Here is a 22,009-nt window from a genome sequence, read left to right on the forward strand (position 1 = left end):
AATGGGGGAACCCAGCCATCATAAGATGGTTATCTTGTACTGAATACATAGGTGCAAGAGGCGAACCAGGGGAACTGAAACATCTAAGTACCCTGAGGAAAAGAAATCAACCGAGATTCCCTTAGTAGTGGCGAGCGAACGGGGACTAGCCCTTAAGTGGCTTTGAGATTAGCGGAACGCTCTGGAAAGTGCGGCCATAGTGGGTGATAGCCCTGTACGCGAAAATCTCTTAGTCATGAAATCGAGTAGGACGGAGCACGAGAAACTTTGTCTGAATATGGGGGGACCATCCTCCAAGGCTAAATACTACTGACTGACCGATAGTGAACTAGTACCGTGAGGGAAAGGCGAAAAGAACCCCGGAGAGGGGAGTGAAATAGATCCTGAAACCGTATGCGTACAAGCAGTGGGAGCCCACTTTGTTGGGTGACTGCGTACCTTTTGTATAATGGGTCAGCGACTTATTTTCAGTGGCGAGCTTAACCGAATAGGGGAGGCGTAGCGAAAGCGAGTCTTAATAGGGCGTCTAGTCGCTGGGAATAGACCCGAAACCGGGCGATCTATCCATGGGCAGGTTGAAGGTTGGGTAACACTAACTGGAGGACCGAACCGACTACCGTTGAAAAGTTAGCGGATGACCTGTGGATCGGAGTGAAAGGCTAATCAAGCTCGGAGATAGCTGGTTCTCCTCGAAAGCTATTTAGGTAGCGCCTCATGTATCACTGTAGGGGGTAGAGCACTGTTTCGGCTAGGGGGTCATCCCGACTTACCAAACCGATGCAAACTCCGAATACCTACAAGTGCCGAGCATGGGAGACACACGGCGGGTGCTAACGTCCGTCGTGAAAAGGGAAACAACCCAGACCGTCAGCTAAGGTCCCAAAGTTATGGTTAAGTGGGAAACGATGTGGGAAGGCTTAGACAGCTAGGAGGTTGGCTTAGAAGCAGCCACCCTTTAAAGAAAGCGTAATAGCTCACTAGTCGAGTCGGCCTGCGCGGAAGATGTAACGGGGCTCAAACCATACACCGAAGCTACGGGTATCATCTTCGGATGATGCGGTAGAGGAGCGTTCTGTAAGCCTGTGAAGGTGAGTTGAGAAGCTTGCTGGAGGTATCAGAAGTGCGAATGCTGACATGAGTAACGACAATGGGTGTGAAAAACACCCACGCCGAAAGACCAAGGTTTCCTGCGCAACGTTAATCGACGCAGGGTTAGTCGGTCCCTAAGGCGAGGCTGAAAAGCGTAGTCGATGGAAAACAGGTTAATATTCCTGTACTTCTGGTTATTGCGATGGAGGGACGGAGAAGGCTAGGCCAGCTTGGCGTTGGTTGTCCAAGTTTAAGGTGGTAGGCTGAGATCTTAGGTAAATCCGGGATCTTAAGGCCGAGAGCTGATGACGAGTGTTCTTTTAGAACACGAAGTGGTTGATGCCATGCTTCCAAGAAAAGCTTCTAAGCTTCAGGTAACCAGGAACCGTACCCCAAACCGACACAGGTGGTTGGGTAGAGAATACCAAGGCGCTTGAGAGAACTCGGGTGAAGGAACTAGGCAAAATGGCACCGTAACTTCGGGAGAAGGTGCGCCGGTGAGGGTGAAGGACTTGCTCCGTAAGCTCATGCCGGTCGAAGATACCAGGCCGCTGCGACTGTTTATTAAAAACACAGCACTCTGCAAACACGAAAGTGGACGTATAGGGTGTGACGCCTGCCCGGTGCCGGAAGGTTAATTGATGGGGTTAGCTAACGCGAAGCTCTTGATCGAAGCCCCGGTAAACGGCGGCCGTAACTATAACGGTCCTAAGGTAGCGAAATTCCTTGTCGGGTAAGTTCCGACCTGCACGAATGGCGTAACGATGGCGGCGCTGTCTCCACCCGAGACTCAGTGAAATTGAAATCGCTGTGAAGATGCAGTGTATCCGCGGCTAGACGGAAAGACCCCGTGAACCTTTACTATAGCTTTGCACTGGACTTTGAATTTGCTTGTGTAGGATAGGTGGGAGGCTTTGAAGCGTGGACGCCAGTTCGCGTGGAGCCATCCTTGAAATACCACCCTGGCAACTTTGAGGTTCTAACTCAGGTCCGTTATCCGGATCGAGGACAGTGTATGGTGGGTAGTTTGACTGGGGCGGTCTCCTCCTAAAGAGTAACGGAGGAGTACGAAGGTGCGCTCAGACCGGTCGGAAATCGGTCGTAGAGTATAAAGGCAAAAGCGCGCTTGACTGCGAGACAGACACGTCGAGCAGGTACGAAAGTAGGTCTTAGTGATCCGGTGGTTCTGTATGGAAGGGCCATCGCTCAACGGATAAAAGGTACTCCGGGGATAACAGGCTGATACCGCCCAAGAGTTCATATCGACGGCGGTGTTTGGCACCTCGATGTCGGCTCATCACATCCTGGGGCTGAAGCCGGTCCCAAGGGTATGGCTGTTCGCCATTTAAAGTGGTACGCGAGCTGGGTTTAGAACGTCGTGAGACAGTTCGGTCCCTATCTGCCGTGGACGTTTGAGATTTGAGAGGGGCTGCTCCTAGTACGAGAGGACCGGAGTGGACGAACCTCTGGTGTTCCGGTTGTCACGCCAGTGGCATTGCCGGGTAGCTATGTTCGGGAAAGATAACCGCTGAAAGCATCTAAGCGGGAAACTTGCCTCAAGATGAGATCTCACTGGAACCTTGAGTTCCCTGAAGGGCCGTCGAAGACTACGACGTTGATAGGTTGGGTGTGTAAGCGCTGTGAGGCGTTGAGCTAACCAATACTAATTGCCCGTGAGGCTTGACCATATAACACCCAAGCAATTTGCGTCGAAGAGACCAGATTGCGGTGTGTGAAGACGAAACGAACCGAAAGTTCGATGTTCACAAACACCGACAGCTGTCACATACCCAATTTGCTGAAGCGAGGCCATCAGGTCACGACTCAGTACCCGAATTTCTTGACGACCATAGAGCGTTGGAACCACCTGATCCCATCCCGAACTCAGCAGTGAAACGATGCATCGCCGATGGTAGTGTGGGGTTTCCCCATGTGAGAGTAGGTCATCGTCAAGATTAAATTCCGAAACCCCAATTGCGAAAGCAGTTGGGGTTTTGTTTTGCCCGCGAAAAAATTTTGAATGCCTCCGTGCCCGCCCAATTGTCGCAAGAGCTTCCATTAGGGAAAAACCTTCTGAAGTGATCGGGCAGTTTTTGGTATGGTGCAGCTCGTTTTTTCACGGACTGATGTCACGCCTATGGATCGGCACTCATTTATGTCAAAGAGTTGCTGTAGAAATGCATGAAGCCATCCCGATCAAGGATCACGAAAAAGAGACGCGTCTGGTCAACAAGCGGTTGATCGCCTGCGCCTTGTTCGTTTTCGCCATCAGTTGTGCCCTAGTGGTGCGCCTCTACATCCTGCAAGTGGTGGAGTTCGATTACCACTCGACCATTTCCGAAAACAACCGTGTTCACGTTTACCGATCCCACCGACGCGCGGACTGATCTACGACCGCAATGGCGTACTGCTAGCCGACAATCGTCCCAGCTATAACCTGACCATTACCCGCGAGCGAGCTACCAACGTCAATCAAGAACTGGATGAGGTTATTGATCTCCTGCACCTGCCTGTCGAAGACCGCACAGTGTTCGACAAGGCCATGAAGCAGTCCCGTCATCCCTTCACGCCGGTCACGCTGTTTTACGAGCTGACCGAGGAGCAGATCGCCGTATTAGCGGTCAACGAGTTCCGTTTGCCCGGCCTCGATGTAGAGCCGCAGTTTGTTCGGCACTATCCGCTGGGTGCGCACTTCGCGCATTCGATAGGCTACGTCGGCCGTATCAATGAAAAAGAATCCAAGACCCTCGACTCGGTTGAATACCGCGGCACCCAATCTATCGGTAAAACCGGAATCGAGCGTTTCTATGAAGCACAGTTACACGGCCATGTCGGTTACGAGGAAGTGGAAACCAACGCCCAGGGTCGAGTGCTACGTGTGCTCAAACACACCGACCCGGTACCTGGTAAAAACATCGTACTGAGTCTCGATGTCAAACTGCAGGAAGCTGCCGAAGCTGCTTTGGGCGATCGTCGAGGCTCTGTCGTGGCGCTCGACCCTTCCACTGGGGAAGTGCTGGCCATGGTCAGCAATCCGAGTTTTGATCCGAACCTGTTCGTCACAGGTATCAGTTCCAAGGAATATTCAGCACTGCGTGATTCCATCGACCGGCCACTGTTCAATCGCGTGCTGCGCGGTTTGTACGCGCCGGGTTCGACGATCAAGCCGGAAGTGGCAATCGCCGGTCTCGATGCCGGAGTCGTGACGCCGCAGACCCGAGTATTCGATCCGGGCTACTACCAACTTCCGGATTTCGATCACAAGTATCGCAACTGGAACCACAGCGGCGATGGCTGGGTAGATATGGACGCAGCAATCATGCGCTCCAACGACACTTACTTTTATGACCTGGCGCACAAGCTCGGGATTGATCGCCTGCACGATTACATGGCCATGTTCGGTCTGGGCGAAAAGGTCTCGCTGGACATGTTCGAAGAATCTCCCGGCCTGATGCCGTCCCAAGCCTGGAAGCGCGCGACGCGGCGCCAGGCCTGGTTTCCGGGCGAAACCGTCATTCTGGGTATCGGACAGGGCTATATGCAGGTGACGCCGCTGCAACTGGCTCAGGCCACGGCGCTGATTGCCAACAAGGGCGTGTGGAACCGTCCGCACCTGGCCAGGACCGTCGATGGTGTGGCGCCGGTCGACGAGCACCCGATGCCGAACATCCTGCTCAAGGATCCCCGTGACTGGGAGCAGGTCAACCATGGTATGCAGATGGTGATGCACGATGCCCGCGGCATTGCTCGCGCGGCGGCGGCGGGTGCGCAATATCGCATTGCCGGCAAAAGCGGAACGGCGCAAGTGGTGGCGATCAAACAAGGCGAGCGCTACAACCGCGAGAAGACCCTCGAACGCCACCGTGATAACGCCTTGTTCGTCGGCTTTGCCCCGGCGGAGCATCCGAAGATCGCAATTTCGGTGATGATCGAGAACGGCGAGGCCGGTGGTCGCGTCGCAGGCCCTGTGGTGCGGCAGATCATGGACGCCTGGCTACTTGATCAGGACGGCCATCTCAAGCCGCAATACGCGGCGCCAACCAAAGTGCCGGGTAATCCGCACGTTTGACCTGAACCGCTTCCAGCGCAGGCTGAGCCCGTGCTGGAAGCTGTCGAGATGCCTACGGACTACTTGCAACTGTAGCCTTCAGGCATCGTCACGCTGTAGTTGCGTTGTACACGGTTCTGGAAACTCAGGTTTTGCAGGCCTTGTTCAACGAGAAAGGCCTCGACCTTGGCCGGCTGGCAATCTTCGTTATAGGAGGTAGCCCGAAGCAGGTAGACCGCACGCTTGCTCACTTCATCCCGAGCCGTGGCGATGAACGTGCTGAGCGTGGTATAGCCGGTTCGCTCCGAAGTGCCCACCGGGCCATAAGTGGTATTTGGCGTACTTGTGCAATTCAGCTGATTGTCTTTTTTCTTCTTGTTCTTGCACACAGTCGAGGTACTGGTTACCACTTGCCCATAGTCGGTGGCTGTGTAGCGGTAACTCACTTGCCGGCTGCCAATATCGAGGCTGATGGTCAGTTTGATCGGAGCATGGTTTTTCGGCAGGCTCGCGTCGGTATAAACCTCCTGAAAGCCGTTGTCTTTTAACGCGTTGACCATATCGCGAAGATAGTAACGGGCATTCAGTGCGTTCTCATCACTGTTGCTTGCAGATGTCACGAGCACAGTTGCCTTGCGGTCGAAGTGATAATCCGGATCGGGTGTTGCGTTGAGTGCTACGTCTAGCTTTGTGGCGCAGCCACTGAGAAACGCCGTCAGTAACAGCAGCGCGCAGGATAAGTAACGGGACATGGAATAACAGCCTTGCAACTAAGGATTGAATAAAAATTAAACGGTTGGGGCCGACGATAAACAAACTGCAGGGGCTCAGTCTCTTTGGTATTCCAGTAAATCGCCAGGCTGGCACTCAAGCAATGCGCAGAGCTTGTCCAGGGTTGCCATTTTCACCCCCTTGACCTTGCCATTTTTCAGTAATGACAGGTTTGCCTCGGTGATGCCGAGCAAGTTGGCTAACTCTTTCGAGCGAATTTTTTGCGTGGCCATGACGACGTCAAGGCGGACGATAATGGTCATTGTATTGTTCTATATATATTGACTTTGCTCATCGCTGAGTACTTTTGCATCGCGCATGATAATTGAAAACGAACAGAGCAATATGCCTTTGACAATCTCATAGGCGGAAGAGGAAGACAGGCCGATCGAGAATTGAAAAATGCGCTCTCCCGCAGGAAGGTCTATCGACAGTGCCAAACCTTGTAAGGTTTCCACCAAAGGGTAGGCGGCGGGAGTAACGATACACAGTACCCCCACTTGCCACAGGACCTTGATATTGCGGTTAGTCCAGGTTTCACCGCGGGACAAGCGCAGGAAAAACAAGCCGGTCAGCCATAAGGCGTAGGCTGATAGCACCACGGGCAGGAAGTCCAGGACAACGAGTAGCACTGTGGCCAAAGGCGAAAGCCAGTTATTGGGGTCAAGCAGCGCGCCTTCAACAAACGGATCCAGCAGTTGTGGGGAGCCTTCAGCGAAGGCATAGAGCAGAGCTGCCAGCATGTCATCCTTGTTGAACAGCCAGAGCATCGCGCTGCCGCCGACCTCGGTCATACCCAATACCCAGACCAGAATCGCTGCCAGCAGCCCCACCCAATGCATGCGTTGTAGCGCCATTACGTTGATGCGATTACTCATGAAAATTCCTTGCTATGTCAGTTGGTGTGACTGATTTTCGATGTTTAATTATCGAATAGCAATAATATATTTCAATTAATTTGTGATGGTTTAATCGTTGTCACGCTACATTCAACAATGTGGCGATTTTTGATGCCGAAACGATGTGGCAGGCGGGAGTATCAAAATGTCTGGTGGGGAGATAGCGATTACTACAGCGCAGATCTTCGTGCGCTACTTTGCGATGTCTGGTCTGAGGGGCCCTCGCCAGCCTGCTAGCGACGGCCCCCTGTAATGACCGAAAAATCAGGCCCCAGGCACCGGGCAGCTCATGTCACCTTCTTCACACTTCAAATACTGCTTGAGCGCCTCGACCCGCACCTTGGTCACGGCCGTCATGCAGTTGCTGTAAATCAACGGATAAACACTGCCACCTGTTACCCCGGACGCGGAAAACTTGCACTCGGCATCACGAAAGCCGATCCACGCCCGCTGCGCACTGATCAACAGCTTTTTGCCATCGGGGTTGTCCTTCAAGCGCCCGGTGATCTGCTGATACACCGTATTCAGCTCCTTGTCCGCCGCCTTGAAATCCTGCCCGGCGCATTGGTTCATCGTCGCCTGATCGCTGGCGTTGGCGCAGTCGACAGTGGCATTGGCGAGAGGGCTAAGCAGCAGTGGCGTCAAGGCCAGGAGCAGGCGTGGGGACATTGGAGGTTCTCACTGTATCGGATGAAAGTACGCAGCAGTGTAGCGGCTGCGCAACTTCTATTCAGGCACTCGTTGCCGGGAAGCTTGCAGCAAACGATCTGCGGTCGCCGCAATCTCTTCACCTTCATGCAACAATTCCAGCCAGTGCCCAGGAATGGCTCGCACACCATAGTAAGCACCGGCCAATTGGCCAACAATCGCGGCGGTGGTGTCAGTGTCATCGCCCAGGTTGGCGGCTTGCAGGATGGCCGCAGCAAAATTGTCGGTGTGATGAAAGCACCACAGCGCTGCTTCCAGCGATTGCACGCAGTAGCCGCTGCCACGGATTTCGCTGGCCGGCTTTGCAAGGTAGTCACCCCTGGCAATCGCCGCGACGTTCGATTGGGTGAAGGTCAAGTGTGGCAGCTTGCGCATTTCTGTTTTAGAGGCGCCAAGCAGAGCTGTGCTGATCAATTCAGCAAGCAGCTGGCAGCATTCGATGGCTTCAGGGGCGGCGTGGGTGGTTCGTGAGCTTTCGGCGCAAAACCGTTGAGTCTGTCGGGCGTCGGGAAAGAAAAACAGCACCACCGGTGCCAGGCGCATCAGCGAACCGTTGCCGGCGGTATACGGATCGGTTGAACCGGCAAAGGGCTCACCGGTTTGCTGGTATCGTGAAAGTGCCTGACTGACGGTCATGCCGATATCGAAACACTCACCGGTCGAACTCAAGTAGCCCCATTTCCACCAGTTAAGGTAGCGGCCCATCTGGTCAGCCGCATCAAAGCCGTTTTTGCTCAGCAGACTTTCTGCCAGACACAACGCCATGGAGGTGTCATCCGTCCATTGCCCTGGTTTCAACTGGAAGGGGCCGCCACCCATCATGTCGGTCATCGGCTCAAACGAGCCGCGCAGCTGGAATTCGACTGTGGTGCCGACCGCGTCGCCGCAGGCCAGGCCGAGCAGGGCGCCGCGATAACGTTCGGAGAGAGATGGCTGCATGATTCGTCCTTGGTTGAGTCAACGCACTGGAAAAGGTAACAGTTTCATCCGCCGGGTTGCGCCCGAAATCGCTCGAACAGCGACTTCAACATGCAGCCAGATGTTTCCTGTTCCATGACCACCAGCACGGCTTTGATACAACTTCGGATTGGACATGTGGTCATACAAGCCTAGTGTTCAGAACAGGAGGTGACGTATGAAACCAGTACCCAATAGTTTCGAGCGCAAAATCACGCTCAAGGCGCCCCGTTCACATGTCTGGCGTGCATTGGTCGATGCCGAGGCGTTTGGCCAGTGGTTTGGGGTGGCGCTGGAGGGCAGGCGGTTTATTGCCGGTGAATGGACGCAAGGGCAGGTCACGTATCCGGGTTTTGAACATGTGTTGTGGAATGTGCTGATCGAACGGGTCGAGCCGCAACAGTTGTTTTCATTCCGTTGGCATCCGTATGCGGTCAATCCGAAAATCGACTATTCCCAAGAGCCGACCACGCTGGTCAGGTTCGAACTGGAGGACTTTGAGAGCGGCACCCTGCTCAAAGTGTCCGAGTCCGGCTTTGCGCACATTCCCGATATTCGCCAGAAAGAGGCTTACTACATGGACAGCCGTGGCTGGGAAGAGCAGTTGAGCCGGCTCAAACAGTTTCTCGTCGAAAGCGCCAAGGCACGCGAGCGCGATGGTGGCTGACGTTTTCGAACCGTGGTTGCAGCGCTGGGCCTTGGTGGCGGACGGTGCGCCGCTTATCACCCCTGGCAGCCGTCTGTTGCCGGTACGCCTGGGCGATACGCCGGCCATGCTCAAGATTGCCCTGGATATCGATGAAAAACATGGCAATCAACTGATGGCTTGGTGGGAAGGCAACGGCGCGGCACAGGTGTTGGCCCTTCACGAAGACGGCTTGCTGATGGAGCGGGCCATGGGCCGGCGTTCATTGATGCAGATGGCGCTCAACGGTCAGGACGACGAAGCCAGCCGTATCTTGTGCACGGTACTGGCGCGGTTGCATGCAGTGCGCGACAAGCCGCCTCCACCGCTGGTGGAGCTGGGGCCATGGTTTGCTTCACTGCGCTGCGCTGCCGCAGTACACGGTGGGTCTTATGCCCTGAGCCTGCAGACTGCCGAAGCCTTGCTCGCCGCCCCGCAGGAGGTGGTGTTACTGCACGGTGACATGCATCACGACAATGTTCTTGATTTCGGTGCGCGCGATTGGTTGGCGATCGACCCGAAGCGGGTGAGGGGCGAGCGGGGCTTTGACTACGCCAACCTGCTCTGTAACCCGGCATTACCGACGGCCAGTAATCCTGAACGTTTCCGTCGACAGGTCGAGGTGATCGTCGAAGCCGCGCAGCTTGATCGCCACAGGCTCCTGCAGTGGGTGCTGGCGTTTGCCGGATTGTCCGCTGCCTGGTTTCTGGAGGATGACCTGCAGGATCAGGCCTCAGGACAGCTGAAAGTCGCGCAGATCGCCACTTCCATGCTTGACGCCTGACACGTCTAAGGGTTTTCGGAAGGGCTGCTATGGCGAATGTCTTACACGCGATGGTAGCTATGTCGACTATTGCCGATTGGATCCACCACGTAATCTACACCCATCAACTGAAGCACAGGGAGTGTTTCAGGATCACGGATGATCGACCATTAGCAAGGATCGCTGCCGACAGGGAGTCGATAATGGTCTTGGGAAAACCCGCTTCGGCGGGTTTTTTTTCGCCTGTAGAAAACTTTGGTGCCGCTCTCAATCAATCTAGGAGCTGCCGCAGGCTGCGATTTTTTGATGTTGGTTTTTAAGATCAAGATCAAAAGATCGCAGCCTGCGGCAGCTCCTACAGTTGTTTTTGCGTCTTTATGAGGCAATCAACTGTCGCAGGACATAGTGCAGAATCCCCCCCGACTTGAAGTACTCCACCTCATTCAAGGTATCGATCCGGCACAGCACCTCGATTTTCTCCTGATGCCCGTCCTCACGGGTAATCACCAAGGTCAGGTTCATCCGCGGTGCCAGTTCGACGCCGGTCAAGCCTTGAATATCGAATGTTTCCTTGCCGGTCAGGTGCAGGCTTTTGCGGTTCTGGTCCAGCTTGAACTGCAGGGGCAGCACACCCATGCCCACCAGGTTGGAACGGTGGATGCGCTCGAAGCTCTCGGCGATCACCGCTTTGACGCCCAGCAGGTTGGTGCCTTTGGCAGCCCAGTCGCGACTGGAGCCGGTGCCATATTCTTGCCCCGCGATCACCACCAGTGGTGTCCCCGATGCCTGATAGCGCATGGCCGCGTCATAGATCGGCAGTTTCTCGCCGGTGGGGATGTAGATCGTGTTACCACCTTCTTCACCGCCGAGCATTTCGTTGCGGATGCGAATGTTGGCGAAGGTGCCGCGCATCATCACTTCGTGGTTGCCGCGACGTGAGCCATAAGAGTTGAAGTCGCGCGGCTCCACGCCTTTTTCCCGCAGATAGCGTCCGGCCGGGCTGTCAGCCTTGATGTTACCGGCAGGGGAGATGTGATCGGTGGTCACCGAGTCGCCGAGCAGAGCCAGCACCCGTGCACCCTTCACATCCTTGATCTCTGGCAGCGGGCCGGAAATGTCGTCGAAAAACGGCGGATGCTGGATGTAAGTCGAGTCGTCCTGCCACACATACGTCGCCGCTTGCGGCACCTCGATGGCTTGCCACTGTTCGTCACCGGCAAACACTTCGGCGTATTCCTTGTGGAACATCGCCGTGCTGACCTGGTTCACCGCGTCGGCGATTTCCTTGCTGCTTGGCCAGATATCGCGCAAGTACACCGGATTGCCCTGTTGATCATTACCCAGCGGTTCGCTGCTGATATCGGTACGCACAGTCCCGGCCAAGGCATAAGCCACCACCAACGGTGGCGAGGCCAGCCAGTTGGTTTTCACCAAAGGATGCACGCGGCCTTCAAAGTTGCGGTTGCCGGAGAGTACTGAGGCGACGGCAAGATCAGCGTTTTGAATGGCTTTCTCGATCGGCTCCGGCAACGGCCCGGAGTTGCCGATACACGTGGTGCAGCCATAGCCGACCAGCGAAAAGCCGAGCTGATCGAGATACTGCGTGAGCCCGGCAGCCTTGTAGTAGTCGGTGACCACTTTCGAGCCTGGCGCCAGCGAGCTCTTCACCCACGGTTTACGGGTCAGGCCTTTCTCCACGGCTTTTTTCGCCAACAGCCCGGCGGCCATCATCACGCTCGGGTTGGATGTGTTGGTGCAAGAGGTGATCGCGGCGATGACCACGGCGCCGTTTTTCAGGCGATAGGTGTGGCCTTCGTATTCGTACTCGGTCTCGCCGACCAGATCGGCATTGCCCACGGCGACGCCGCCGCCACCTTCACTTTCCAGACGGCCTTCTTCTTTGCTGGTGGGTTTGAATTGCAGGTCGAGGAAGTCGCTGAACGCTTGGGCGACATTGGGCAGTGAAACGCGATCCTGCGGGCGTTTCGGCCCGGCCAGACTGGCTTCGACGCTGCCCATGTCGAGCGAAAGGCTGTCGGTGAACACCGGCTCCTGACCGGGCAGGCGCCACAAGCCCTGAGCCTTGGTGTAGGCCTCGACCAGTTTCACCACTTCCGGTGGCCGCCCGGACAGGCGCAGGTAATCCAGCGTGACGTCATCGACCGGGAAGAAACCGCACGTCGCGCCGTATTCCGGGGCCATGTTGGCGATGGTCGCGCGGTCGGCCAGCGGCAGATCGGCGAGGCCGTCACCGTAAAACTCGACAAATTTGCCGACCACACCTTTCTTGCGCAGCATCTGTGTCACGGTCAGCACCAGGTCGGTGGCGGTGATGCCTTCCTTGAGCTTGCCGGTGAGTTTGAAGCCGATCACTTCAGGGATCAGCATCGACACCGGTTGCCCGAGCATCGCCGCCTCCGCTTCGATGCCGCCGACGCCCCAGCCTAGTACGCCGAGGCCGTTGATCATGGTGGTGTGGGAGTCGGTGCCGACCAGGGTATCGGGGAAGGCATAGGTGCGGCCATCTTCATCCTTGGTCCACACGGTGCGGCCGAGGTATTCGAGGTTGACCTGATGGCAAATCCCTGTGCCCGGCGGCACCACGCTGAAGTTGTCGAAAGCACTCTGGCCCCAGCGCAGGAACGCGTAACGTTCGCCGTTGCGCTGCATCTCGATGTCGACGTTCTGTTCGAACGCGCTGGCGGTGGCGAATTTGTCGACCATCACTGAGTGGTCGATCACCAAGTCCACCGGCGACAACGGATTGATTCGCTGCGGATCGCCGCCGGCCTTGGCCATGGCGGCGCGCATCGCGGCGAGGTCGACCACCGCCGGTACGCCGGTAAAGTCCTGCATCAGCACACGGGCCGGGCGGTACTGGATCTCGCGGTCGGAGCGACGCTCCTTGAGCCATGCGGCGATTGCCCGGAGATCGGCGCCGGTAACGGTTTTTTCGTCCTCCCAGCGCAGCAGGTTTTCCAGCAGGACTTTCAGCGACATCGGCAACTGGTCGATATTGCCAAGGCTCTTGGCAGCATCGGGCAGGCTGAAATAGTGGTAGGTCTTGTCGTCGATTTGTAAGGTTTTAAGGGTCTTCAGACTATCGAGGGACGGCATTACGATCACTCCTTTGAATCCGCACGGCTACGGATTGAGGGGACGGGCAGAGCTATCAACGTAGCCCTGTTTTCATTAGCTGGCTAATAACTGGACTCTATGAAGAGAACCAAGGTTCCGACATCGGCTATCATGCGCCGGTTTTCGTGACAGGCTTTGCTGCAAAGCAAAACCTGAGCATCGCGCAGGGGCCGAATGTCCGCCCTCTGCCCAGGAGTCAGAATGAACACCCTATTCATGCATTGCCGGCCAGGCTTCGAAGGCGAAGTCTGTTCGGAAATTTCCGACCTCGCCGCCCAACTTAACGTGGCCGGTTACGCCAAAGCCAAAGCGGCCACCGCCTGCGCCGAATTCGTCTGTACCGAAGAAGACGGCGCCGAGCGCCTGATGCGCGGTCAGCGTTTCGCCGAGTTGATCTTCCCGCGCCAATGGGCGCGTGGCGTCTTCATCGATCTGCCGGAAACCGACCGCATCAGCGTGATCCTCGCGCACATGGCCGATTTCCCGGTGTGCGGCAGCCTGTGGCTGGAAGTCGTCGACACCAACGACGGCAAGGAACTGTCGAACTTCTGCAAGAAATTCGAAGGCCCACTGCGCAAGGCTCTGACTGGCGCCGGCAAACTGGTGGATGACGCCAGCAAGCCGCGTCTGTTGCTGACCTTCAAAAGTGGCCGCGAAGTGTTTCTCGGCATGGCCGACGCCGGTAACTCGGCGATGTGGCCGATGGGCATTCCGCGTTTGAAGTTTCCGCGTGAGGCGCCGAGCCGTTCGACGCTGAAACTGGAAGAGGCCTGGCACCACTTTATCCCGCGTGATCAGTGGGAAGATCGTTTGCACAGCGACATGACCGGCGTTGACCTCGGCGCCGCGCCAGGGGGCTGGACCTGGCAACTGGTCAACCGCGGAATGCTGGTAACGGCCATTGATAACGGCCCAATGGCCGAAAGCCTGATGGACACCGGGTTGGTGCAGCACTTGATGGCCGACGGTTTCACCTTCAAGCCCAAGCAACCGGTGGACTGGATGGTTTGCGACATCGTTGAGAAACCGGCGCGTAACGCGGCGATGCTCGAAGAGTGGATTGGCGAAGGCCATTGCCGCGAAGCGGTGGTCAACCTCAAGCTGCCGATGAAGCAGCGCTATGCCGAAGTGAAGCGTTTGCTCGAACGCATTGCTGACGGGTTCAAGGCGCGCGGGATCAAGGTCGATATCGGCTGCAAGCAGCTCTATCACGATCGCGAAGAAGTGACCTGCCATCTGCGCCGGCACGATGTGAAAAAGACCAAAAGATGACCGAACACCCGGCAATACGCGACAATGCCGGCAAGTTTCAGGAGTGAATCATGAGTGAAATGATCGACACGCCGGTCGACGGCACCCTCGACGCCACCGGCCTCAATTGCCCGGAACCGGTGATGATGCTGCACCAGCACATCCGTGATCTGGCACCCGGTGGCCTGCTCAAGGTGATCGCTACCGATCCCTCGACCCGTCGCGATATTCCCAAGTTCTGTGTGTTTCTCGACCACGAGCTGGTGGGGCAGCACGAAGAGGCCGGTACTTATCTGTACTGGATTCGCAAGAAACAAGCCTGAATTCCAGGCCAAACGCAAAACCAATTGTGGGAGCGAGCCTGCTCGCGAAGACGATGTACCAGTCACTGCTGATGTTGACTGAGACAGCGCTTTCGCGAGCAGGCTCGCTCCCACATGTTTGTCTTGCGTATGGGGCTTAACCCAACGAACGACTGATCCGAATGCGTTTGCGTGCGCTGCGGGTCAGGCGGATCGACAGCATCAGCGCCGCACAGCTCAAGCCGACGATCAAACCCTGCCACAAGCCGCTCGGGCCACGCGGTTCACCGAGCCAGTCAGTCAGGCCGAGGGCGTAACCTACTGGCAGGCCGATGCCCCAATAGGCGAACAAGGTCAGGATCATCGTCACGCGAGTGTCCTGGTAACCGCGCAGGGCACCGGCGGCGGTCACTTGGATCGCATCGGAAAACTGGAACAGCGCCGAGTACACGATCAACATCGCGGCGATGTGAATCACCGTCGGATCAGCTGTGTAGATCGCCGCAATCGGCTCACGCAGCAGCAACATCATGCTTGCAGACAAGCAGGCATAAGCCAGCGCCGCGCCCATGCCGACGCCAGCGGCAAAACGTGCTTCGCGCGGTTCTTCACGGCCCAGTGCCTGACCGACACGCACGGTGACGGCCATGCCTAACGAGTAGGGGATCATGAACACGAGTGAGCTGACGTTCAGCGCGATCTGGTGCCCGGCAACCACGGTGGCACCGAGGCTACCGATCAGTAGAGCGATTACGGCGAAGATGCTCGACTCGGCAAAAACGGCGATGCCGATCGGCAAACCGATGGCCAGCAGACGTTTGATCACCGCCCATTGCGGCCAGTCGAAACGGCTGAACAGTTCGCTCGAACGATAGGCTGGGGCCCAGCGCTCATAACCGGCCAGACCCAGCGCCATCACCCACATCACGATCGCCGTGGCCCAACCGCAGCCGACGCCGCCCATGGCCGGCACACCAAAGTGGCCATAGATGAAGATGTAGTTCAGCGGAATGTTCAGCGCCAGCCCGCATAGGCCCAGCACCATGGCCGGGCGGGTGCGACCGATGCCGTCACTGGTGCAGCGCAGCACGTGATAGAACGCCACCGCCGGCAGACCGCTGGCGATGCCGTGCAGGTATTGCATGCACGGGCCGATCAGTTCCGGATCGACCTTCATCAGGTGCAGCACCGGTTCGGCGGCGACCAGCATCGCGGTGGCAATCAAGCCAACCACCAGCGCCAGCCACAACGCCTGACGCACCAGCGGGCCGATCTCGCTGTGCGTGCCAGCGCCGAAACGCTGGGCGACTTTCGGCGTGGTGGCCAGCAAGGTGCCGGTCATCAGCAGGAACACCGGCACCCAGATCGAGTTGCCCAGTGCGACTGCCGCCAGATCCTTCGGCCCGACGCGACCGGCCATCACCGCATCAACGAAGCCCATGGCCGTGGTTGCCAGTTGCGCGATGATGATCGGCAACGCCAGGGCGAGCAGGTTTTTGAACTCCAGTCGGATCCGCGCGGGGCGGGTCAGGGAGACGGCGACAGGTTGGTCAGTTACAGAATTCACAGAAAAAGCGTCCACAGATGTTGATGCGCAGGGCGCCGCATTCTACGCCGCTGACGCTTTGGTCAGGAAAAATCCTCTGTTGCGGATTTGTAATCACAAAGCTTGCTGGCCCAACCGTGCATCTGCACCTAAACTGCCGATCCGCCCCAGGAGCCCGCCATGCTGATTGTTGCCGACGAAAATATCCCGCTGCTCGAAGACTTCTTTGCCGGTTTCGGTGAGATCCGCCGGATACCGGGCCGCTCCATCGACCGTGCGACGGTCGAACAGGCTGACGTGTTGCTGGTGCGTTCAGTGACCACTGTCAGCCGTGCGTTGCTGGAAGGCAGCAAGGTGCGCTTTGTCGGCACCTGCACCATCGGCACTGATCATCTGGATCTTGAGTATTTCGCCGAGGCCGGGATTACCTGGTCCAGTGCACCAGGCTGCAACGCCCGGGGCGTGGTCGATTACGTGCTCGGCAGTCTGCTGACCCTCGCCGAAATCGAAGGGGTTGATCTGACTCAACGCACGTTCGGGGTGGTGGGCGCCGGTGAGGTGGGCGGTCGACTGATCAACGTCCTGAAGGGCCTGGGCTGGAACGTGAAGGTCTGCGATCCGCCGCGTCAGGCGGCCGAAGGTGGCGAGTACGTCAGCCTGGAGCAGATCATCGAGCAGTGCGATGTGATCAGCCTGCACACGCCGTTGACCCGCAGCGGTGACGGTGCGACCTGGCACTTGTTCGATCAACAACGGTTACAGCAACTCAAACCCGGTGCATGGCTGATCAACGCGGCGCGTGGCCCGGTGGTGGATAACGCCGCACTGCGCAAAGTGCTGCTAGCGCGTGAAGACCTGCAAGCGGTGCTTGATGTCTGGGAAGCCGAACCCGAGGTCGATGTAGCGCTGGCCGATCTCTGTGTACTGGCAACGCCACACGTTGCCGGCTACAGCCTCGATGGCAAGCAGCGTGGAACCGCGCAGATTTATCAGGCGTACTGCGAATTCATCGGGCAGCCCGCCAGCCTCCAGCTCAGTGATCTGTTGCCGGCGCCATGGTTGTCGCAAGTGACCCTGCATGCCGACAGCGATCCGGCCTGGGCGTTGGCAATGTTGTGCCGTGGCGTGTACGACCCGCGCCGGGATGATGCCGATTTTCGCCGCAGCCTTGTAGGTAATGTCGGTGAGCAGCGTGCGGCATTTGATGTGTTGCGCAAGCAGTACCCGATCCGGCGCGAGATTGAAGGGCTGAAGGTGCGGATCGACGGGGATTCACCGGGGTTGCGGCAGATTGTGGCGGCGCTGGGCGCAGTCACTATCTGACCTGATCCCTTTTAGGAGCTGCCGAAGGCTGCGATCTTTTGATCTTGCTCTTAAAAAACAAAGTCAAAAGATCGCAGCCTCGTTTCACTCGACAGCTGCTACAACAGTCCCGCAGCAGTGGCAAACCGCAGCCAGAAAAAACCCGGCCAAAGGGGCCGGGCCAGGAAGACGGTGGCTATATCACTCTTGTTCGGCAGGCTTGACCAATCGCTTCTCCAGTTCACGGCAAGCGTCCTGGATCATGTCTTCAGTGATCGGTACTTCACGCCCGTCCTTATCGATAATCGAGCAACCCAGAGTCTGGCCGGGCTTGGTGCGGATCACTTCAATCTTGTCTTCGCTGCTGTGTTGCAAGGACATGGCCTGTCTCCTCATCAGGTTGTGCGCCTAGGTTAAAACCCCCACGTGACCGGGCTGTGACAACTCCCTGCGGTCTGTCGGCGGCGGCATCTCCACTCAAACAGAAATGACCGCCCGTCTCAACCGGGACTTTAGACCAATAGCAACTATGGCCTAGTCTTTGGGGGCATATTTAACCTGACTCATTGTGATTTACAGAGTTCCACCCCAAAGAAGGTTTACGCTAGCCCTTTCATCACCATGGATGCGTACCTGAATGACCCCGAAGCTTTCTTCAAGGCACCGTCGCGCGTTGCGTCTGACCAGTCGATTTCTGGCCCCTTACCGCTGGCAAGTCATCGGTGCGCTGCTGGCGCTGATCGTCACCGCCGCCGTCACCTTGTCGATGGGGCAGGGGATCAAACTGCTGGTCGATCGGGGCTTCATGACCCAGTCGCCCCACCAGCTTAATCAGAGCATCGGCATTTTCATGTTGATGGTGCTTGGGCTGGCTGTCGGTACGTTCGCGCGGTTTTACTGGGTGTCCTGGATTGGCGAACGCGTCGTGGCCGATATTCGCCGCGTGGTGTTCAACCATCTGGTTTATCTGCACCCAGGCTTCTACGAGAACAACCGCAGTTCAGAGATCCAGTCGCGGTTGACCGCCGACACCACGCTGCTGCAATCGGTGATCGGTTCGTCGCTGTCGATGTTCCTGCGTAATCTGCTCATGGTCATCGGTGGCGTCATCCTGCTGTTCGTGACCAACGCAAAACTCACCAGCATCGTGGTGATTGCCTTGCCGTTCGTGGTGGCGCCGATTCTGATTTTCGGTCGGCGTGTACGCAATCTTTCGCGGTTGAGTCAGGACCGGGTTGCCGATATCGGCAGCTACGTTTCCGAAACTCTCGGCCAGATCAAAACCGTGCAGGCCTACAACCATCAGGTGCAGGACGAACAGCGCTTTTCGGCGACGGTGGAGGACGCTTTCGACACCGCGCGCAAACGCATTTTCCAGCGCTCATGGATGATTACCATGGTGATCGTGCTGGTGCTAGGCGCGGTGGCAGTGATGCTATGGGTCGGTGGCATGGACGTGATCGCCGGGCGGATCACCGGCGGCGAACTGGCGGCGTTTGTCTTTTACAGCCTGATCGTTGGCAGTGCGATCGGTACTTTGAGCGAAGTGATCGGCGAATTGCAACGCGCTGCCGGCGCTGCCGAGCGCATCGCTGAATTGCTGCGTTCGGAGAACATCATCCAGTCGCCGACCACGGGCCTTGTGACCTTGCCGGCGCGGGTGCGCGGTGAGCTGCAATTGCAGGATGTGCGTTTTTCCTACCCCTCGCGTCCTGAAAGCTACGCCGTTAACGGCTTGAATCTGACTGTCCGCGCCGGAGAGACGCTGGCGCTGGTGGGGCCGTCCGGAGCTGGCAAGTCCACGGTGTATGACTTGCTGCTGCGCTTTTATGACCCGCTGGAAGGACGGATCCTCATCGATGGCGTGCCGCTGACCCGTCTCGATCCGTTGGATCTGCGCCGCCACTTCGCCCTGGTGTCACAGTCGCCAGCACTGTTTTTTGGCAGCGTTGAAGAGAACATTCGCTACGGCAACCCGGGGGCGACGCTGGACCAGGTCAAGCAAGCGGCAAGAATTGCCCATGCCCACGACTTCATCGAGAAAATGCCCAACGGTTACCAGACCCATCTCGGCGATGGTGGTCTCGGCCTTTCCGGCGGCCAGCGTCAGCGTCTGGCGATCGCCCGTGCGTTGCTGGTCGACGCGCCAATCCTGCTGCTGGATGAAGCCACCAGCGCCCTTGATGCGCAAAGCGAGCATCTGATCCAGGAAGCTCTGCCAAGTCTGATGGAGAACCGCACCACGCTGGTGATCGCGCATCGACTGGCCACGGTGAAAAACGCTGACCGGATTGCGGTGATGGACCAGGGCAAACTTGTGGCCATTGGCACCCATCAGGAACTCATCGTCAGCAATCCGCTGTATGCGCGGCTGGCGTCTTTGCAGTTCAACGATGGAAAAAGCGCTTCAACGAATGCTGTCACCGACCCTGTCATTCACTAAGCAACCGATCAGGTCGTGCACATAAAAAATGCCCGTGTCTCGCGATACGGGCATTTTTCGTTACTCGGCATCAGCCGTGTGATTATTGATCGTCGAAGTAGCGCTCGTGCCAATCCACCAGCGGCTGCGGCGAGTTGAGCTTCTGGCCGTAGATCACCGAATAAGACAGCACGTTCTGCACGTACTGACGGGTTTCGTCGAAGGGAATGCTTTCCACCCACACGTCGAAACTCAAGTGATCAGCGCCGCGCAGCCATTGACGCACGCGGCCGGGGCCGGCGTTGTAGGCGGCGGAGGCGAGGACGCGGTTGCCGTTGAACTGGCTGTGCACCTGGCTCAGGTAAGCGGCACCGAGCTGGATGTTCTTGTCCGGATCCAGCACTTGCTGCGGCGAGGCCAGCGGGATGCTGAACTTGCGTGCGGTTTCTTTGGCAGTGCCAGGCATCAATTGCATCAGGCCGCTGGCGCCGACGCCGGAGCGGGCATCGTCCATGAAGGCGCTTTCCTGACGGGTGATGGCGAACACCCAACTCGAATGCAGGCCGCGAACCTTGGCTTCGCGCACGAGGGTTTCGCGGTGAGCCATCGGGAAGCGGATGTCCAGATCGTCCCAGTACTGCGCCTGACTGATGGTGCGGATCGCCGGGAAATACCACTTCAGGTCATAGGCAAGTTTCGCCTGGGCGACCATTTCGTCGCGGTTGAAGTGGCGGCTGACGTGATACCACTCGCGACGACCGTCGACGATCTGCCCGCGAGCGTGGAACTCCAGCGCACGGCGTACGCCTGGAGTGTTGCGCACCTTGTTGATCAGCGCTTGGCTGAGGACCAACGGCTTGTTGTTCAGCGAGTACGGCGATTGCGAGCGGTCGGCAGCGAGGAATCCGTAGAAATCACGCTCGCGGGCGAGGTTCTTGTACAGCGTCTGCGCTTGCGGATTCTGCGGCTCTGCCAACTCCAGGCTACGGGCCTGCCAGTAACGCCAGCGATTGGTGGTGGCCAGATCTTGTGGAAGACGTTTAGTCAGTTGATAAGCGTCGTCCCAGCGCGCCAGACGCAGCAGCAGGCGCAGGCGCCACTCGGAAACAGTGTTGTCACGCAGCTCCGGGTCGTATTTGGTCATTACGTCCAGCGCGCGGCTGTCGAAACGCCGGGCCAGGGTCAGGCCGATTTCCCGGGCGATCGCGACTTTCTCGTCACGGGAGAAGTGCATGCTGCTGGCATAGCCGTCGAGCAGCGCCATAGCCTTGTCCGGGTCCTGACGGGCGAGGCGGCGCAGGCCGAGGCTGACCACATCGGACATTGGCTCATCGGCCGGGGTGAAGCGCGACGGCTGATTGAGCAATTCCGGTTTCTGCGCCACATCCACCAACAACCGACCACGTGGCGCGAGGGTGGTGAGGCCGTTGGTCAGGCTGTTGGCGAGCGGATAGTTACGTGCCTGAGCGGCGAGTTTGGTGCGCTCCCAGCGTTTCTTTTCGGTGAGCTGGCCGTCGGCCGCCCAGATGCCGAACAGGGCGTCACACGCCGCGGGTTGCGACTTGCCGGTCAGCCAGAGTTTGTCGGCATTGGCATAGCCTTCAGCCTTGTGACCGCTGCTGATCTGGTACTGCGCATTAAGGCAGTCCAGCTCAGTGAAGTTGAGTTTCGGGTCGTAATATTTGACGAAGGTTGCCCAGTCCCCGCGATCGGCGAGCCAGCGCAACCAGCGCAGCTTCATCCAGTTGGCTTGGGGCAGGTCCCCGTGTTCGGCGAGGAATTTCTCGATTTCCGCGTTGCTCGCGGTTTTCAGGCGCGCGGTCAGTTCGTCGTAGGCCAGATACGGTTCGAGCGGATAATCGGCCAACGCCTGGCTGTAACGGAAATACGGGCCGGTGTCGCCCTTGGCCAGCGCGCGCTTGGCTTCATCGTAATACTGGCGTTGGGTCGACAGATCCACCGCCTGGGCGGATTGAACGGCAGTGGCGGTAAGTAGCAAACAGGACAAAACACTGAGAAGGCGACTGCGCATGAGACATCCGGGCAGAGAAATCATGACAAGTGCCGACCTGAATCAGCACTGAATTGTCTGTAGCTTAGCCTTTTGCCAGCAAGCGGCGAAAGCTTT

At 57.6% G+C, this 22,009-nt stretch carries 15 protein-coding genes, 2 rRNA genes and 1 pseudogene (1 of these 18 running past the window's edge); 9 read left to right on the forward strand and 9 right to left on the reverse strand.

The annotated features are described in order from the left end of the window. The 3 genes and pseudogenes from ATI02_RS26530 to mrdA form a co-directional block, all read left to right on the forward strand. A 23S ribosomal RNA gene (locus tag ATI02_RS26530) occupies window positions 1-2,777 on the forward strand; it begins 117 nt to the left of the window's first position. Between the two features lie 151 nt (window positions 2,778-2,928). Next, window positions 2,929-3,044 (forward strand): 5S ribosomal RNA (gene rrf, locus ATI02_RS26535). 222 nt (window positions 3,045-3,266) lie between these two features. After that, window positions 3,267-5,158 (forward strand): annotated as a pseudogene (mrdA, locus tag ATI02_RS26540) (penicillin-binding protein 2). Between the two features lie 59 nt (window positions 5,159-5,217). Here the strand turns inward: mrdA and ATI02_RS26545 are convergent. The 5 genes from ATI02_RS26545 to ATI02_RS26565 form a co-directional block, all read right to left on the reverse strand. Then, window positions 5,218-5,889 (reverse strand): hypothetical protein, encoded by a 672-nt coding sequence (locus ATI02_RS26545; protein WP_100847803.1) that lies wholly within the window; start codon window positions 5,887-5,889, stop codon window positions 5,218-5,220. 75 nt (window positions 5,890-5,964) lie between these two features. Then, entirely contained in the window at window positions 5,965-6,171 is a 207-nt protein-coding gene (locus ATI02_RS26550) for a helix-turn-helix domain-containing protein (RefSeq protein ID WP_100847804.1), read from the reverse strand. A 9-nt stretch (window positions 6,172-6,180) separates the two neighbouring features. Continuing rightward, a complete protein-coding gene (locus ATI02_RS26555; RefSeq protein WP_095189164.1) occupies window positions 6,181-6,786 on the reverse strand; it encodes a hypothetical protein in 606 nt (201 codons plus the stop codon). A gap of 285 nt (window positions 6,787-7,071) precedes the next feature. Beyond that, window positions 7,072-7,476 (reverse strand): lysozyme inhibitor LprI family protein, encoded by a 405-nt coding sequence (locus tag ATI02_RS26560; RefSeq protein ID WP_095189163.1) that lies wholly within the window; start codon window positions 7,474-7,476, stop codon window positions 7,072-7,074. A 57-nt stretch (window positions 7,477-7,533) separates the two neighbouring features. Beyond that, a complete protein-coding gene (locus tag ATI02_RS26565) occupies window positions 7,534-8,454 on the reverse strand; it encodes an ADP-ribosylglycohydrolase family protein (RefSeq protein ID WP_100847805.1) in 921 nt (306 codons plus the stop codon). A 196-nt stretch (window positions 8,455-8,650) separates the two neighbouring features. On the opposite strand from ATI02_RS26565, the gene ATI02_RS26570 reads away from it, so the two are divergent. Together ATI02_RS26570 and ATI02_RS26575 are read left to right on the forward strand one after the other, a co-directional pair. Next, entirely contained in the window at window positions 8,651-9,139 is a 489-nt protein-coding gene (locus ATI02_RS26570) for an SRPBCC family protein (protein WP_100847806.1), read from the forward strand. Continuing rightward, on the forward strand, window positions 9,129-9,941 hold the full coding sequence (locus tag ATI02_RS26575) for an aminoglycoside phosphotransferase family protein (protein WP_095189160.1): 813 nt from the start codon (window positions 9,129-9,131) through the stop codon (window positions 9,939-9,941). Before ATI02_RS26570 ends, ATI02_RS26575 begins: the two co-directional genes overlap by 11 nt. A gap of 354 nt (window positions 9,942-10,295) precedes the next feature. Here the strand turns inward: ATI02_RS26575 and acnA are convergent, their stop codons facing one another. Continuing rightward, window positions 10,296-13,037 (reverse strand): aconitate hydratase AcnA, encoded by a 2,742-nt coding sequence (gene acnA / locus ATI02_RS26585; RefSeq protein ID WP_100847807.1) that lies wholly within the window; start codon window positions 13,035-13,037, stop codon window positions 10,296-10,298. 222 nt (window positions 13,038-13,259) lie between these two features. Here acnA and rlmM point away from each other — a divergent pair, with 222 nt between their 5' ends. Both rlmM and tusA read left to right on the forward strand, forming a co-directional pair. Next, window positions 13,260-14,330: a 23S rRNA (cytidine(2498)-2'-O)-methyltransferase RlmM gene (gene rlmM, locus ATI02_RS26590; protein WP_100847808.1), complete on the forward strand. Its 1,071-nt coding sequence runs from the start codon at window positions 13,260-13,262 to the stop codon at window positions 14,328-14,330. Window positions 14,331-14,380: 50 nt separating this feature from the next. Next, on the forward strand, window positions 14,381-14,632 hold the full coding sequence (gene tusA, locus ATI02_RS26595) for a sulfurtransferase TusA (RefSeq protein ID WP_095189156.1): 252 nt from the start codon (window positions 14,381-14,383) through the stop codon (window positions 14,630-14,632). A 136-nt stretch (window positions 14,633-14,768) separates the two neighbouring features. Here tusA and ATI02_RS26600 read toward each other — a convergent pair whose 3' ends face one another. After that, window positions 14,769-16,178 (reverse strand): MATE family efflux transporter, encoded by a 1,410-nt coding sequence (locus ATI02_RS26600; protein ID WP_100847809.1) that lies wholly within the window; start codon window positions 16,176-16,178, stop codon window positions 14,769-14,771. Between the two features lie 159 nt (window positions 16,179-16,337). Between ATI02_RS26600 and pdxB the strand changes: the two genes are divergently transcribed. Further along, on the forward strand, window positions 16,338-17,480 hold the full coding sequence (pdxB, locus tag ATI02_RS26605) for a 4-phosphoerythronate dehydrogenase PdxB (RefSeq protein WP_100847810.1): 1,143 nt from the start codon (window positions 16,338-16,340) through the stop codon (window positions 17,478-17,480). Window positions 17,481-17,660: 180 nt separating this feature from the next. On the opposite strand, the gene ATI02_RS26610 is transcribed toward pdxB, so the two are convergent. Then, window positions 17,661-17,840, reverse strand: a complete 180-nt coding sequence (locus tag ATI02_RS26610; RefSeq protein WP_095189153.1) for a PA1571 family protein — start codon at window positions 17,838-17,840, stop codon at window positions 17,661-17,663. Between the two features lie 256 nt (window positions 17,841-18,096). Here ATI02_RS26610 and ATI02_RS26615 point away from each other — a divergent pair, with 256 nt between their 5' ends. Further along, window positions 18,097-19,902, forward strand: coding sequence for an ABC transporter transmembrane domain-containing protein (locus ATI02_RS26615; protein WP_095189152.1), 1,806 nt, complete (start codon window positions 18,097-18,099; stop codon window positions 19,900-19,902). An 82-nt stretch (window positions 19,903-19,984) separates the two neighbouring features. On the opposite strand, the gene ATI02_RS26620 is transcribed toward ATI02_RS26615, so the two are convergent. After that, a complete protein-coding gene (locus tag ATI02_RS26620; protein ID WP_100847811.1) occupies window positions 19,985-21,913 on the reverse strand; it encodes a transglycosylase SLT domain-containing protein in 1,929 nt (642 codons plus the stop codon). Between the last annotated feature and the right edge of the window lie 96 nt (window positions 21,914-22,009).

This window comes from Pseudomonas baetica (genome assembly GCF_002813455.1).
GTDB classification, from domain to species: domain Bacteria; phylum Pseudomonadota; class Gammaproteobacteria; order Pseudomonadales; family Pseudomonadaceae; genus Aquipseudomonas; species Aquipseudomonas baetica.

Coding starts and splice junctions, on each gene's coding strand:
- acnA (WP_100847807.1), bottom strand. CDS start 13,037: ATGCCGTCCCTCGATAGTCTGAAGACCCTTAAAACCTTACAAATCGAC.
- ATI02_RS26620 (WP_100847811.1), bottom strand. CDS start 21,913: ATGCGCAGTCGCCTTCTCAGTGTTTTGTCCTGTTTGCTACTTACCGCC.
- ATI02_RS26575 (WP_095189160.1), top strand. CDS start 9,129: ATGGTGGCTGACGTTTTCGAACCGTGGTTGCAGCGCTGGGCCTTGGTG.
- tusA (WP_095189156.1), top strand. CDS start 14,381: ATGAGTGAAATGATCGACACGCCGGTCGACGGCACCCTCGACGCCACC.
- ATI02_RS26560 (WP_095189163.1), bottom strand. CDS start 7,476: ATGTCCCCACGCCTGCTCCTGGCCTTGACGCCACTGCTGCTTAGCCCT.
- ATI02_RS26550 (WP_100847804.1), bottom strand. CDS start 6,171: ATGACCATTATCGTCCGCCTTGACGTCGTCATGGCCACGCAAAAAATT.
- ATI02_RS26570 (WP_100847806.1), top strand. CDS start 8,651: ATGAAACCAGTACCCAATAGTTTCGAGCGCAAAATCACGCTCAAGGCG.
- rlmM (WP_100847808.1), top strand. CDS start 13,260: ATGAACACCCTATTCATGCATTGCCGGCCAGGCTTCGAAGGCGAAGTC.
- ATI02_RS26615 (WP_095189152.1), top strand. CDS start 18,097: ATGACCCCGAAGCTTTCTTCAAGGCACCGTCGCGCGTTGCGTCTGACC.
- ATI02_RS26545 (WP_100847803.1), bottom strand. CDS start 5,889: ATGTCCCGTTACTTATCCTGCGCGCTGCTGTTACTGACGGCGTTTCTC.
- ATI02_RS26565 (WP_100847805.1), bottom strand. CDS start 8,454: ATGCAGCCATCTCTCTCCGAACGTTATCGCGGCGCCCTGCTCGGCCTG.
- ATI02_RS26610 (WP_095189153.1), bottom strand. CDS start 17,840: ATGTCCTTGCAACACAGCAGCGAAGACAAGATTGAAGTGATCCGCACC.
- pdxB (WP_100847810.1), top strand. CDS start 16,338: ATGCTGATTGTTGCCGACGAAAATATCCCGCTGCTCGAAGACTTCTTT.
- ATI02_RS26555 (WP_095189164.1), bottom strand. CDS start 6,786: ATGAGTAATCGCATCAACGTAATGGCGCTACAACGCATGCATTGGGTG.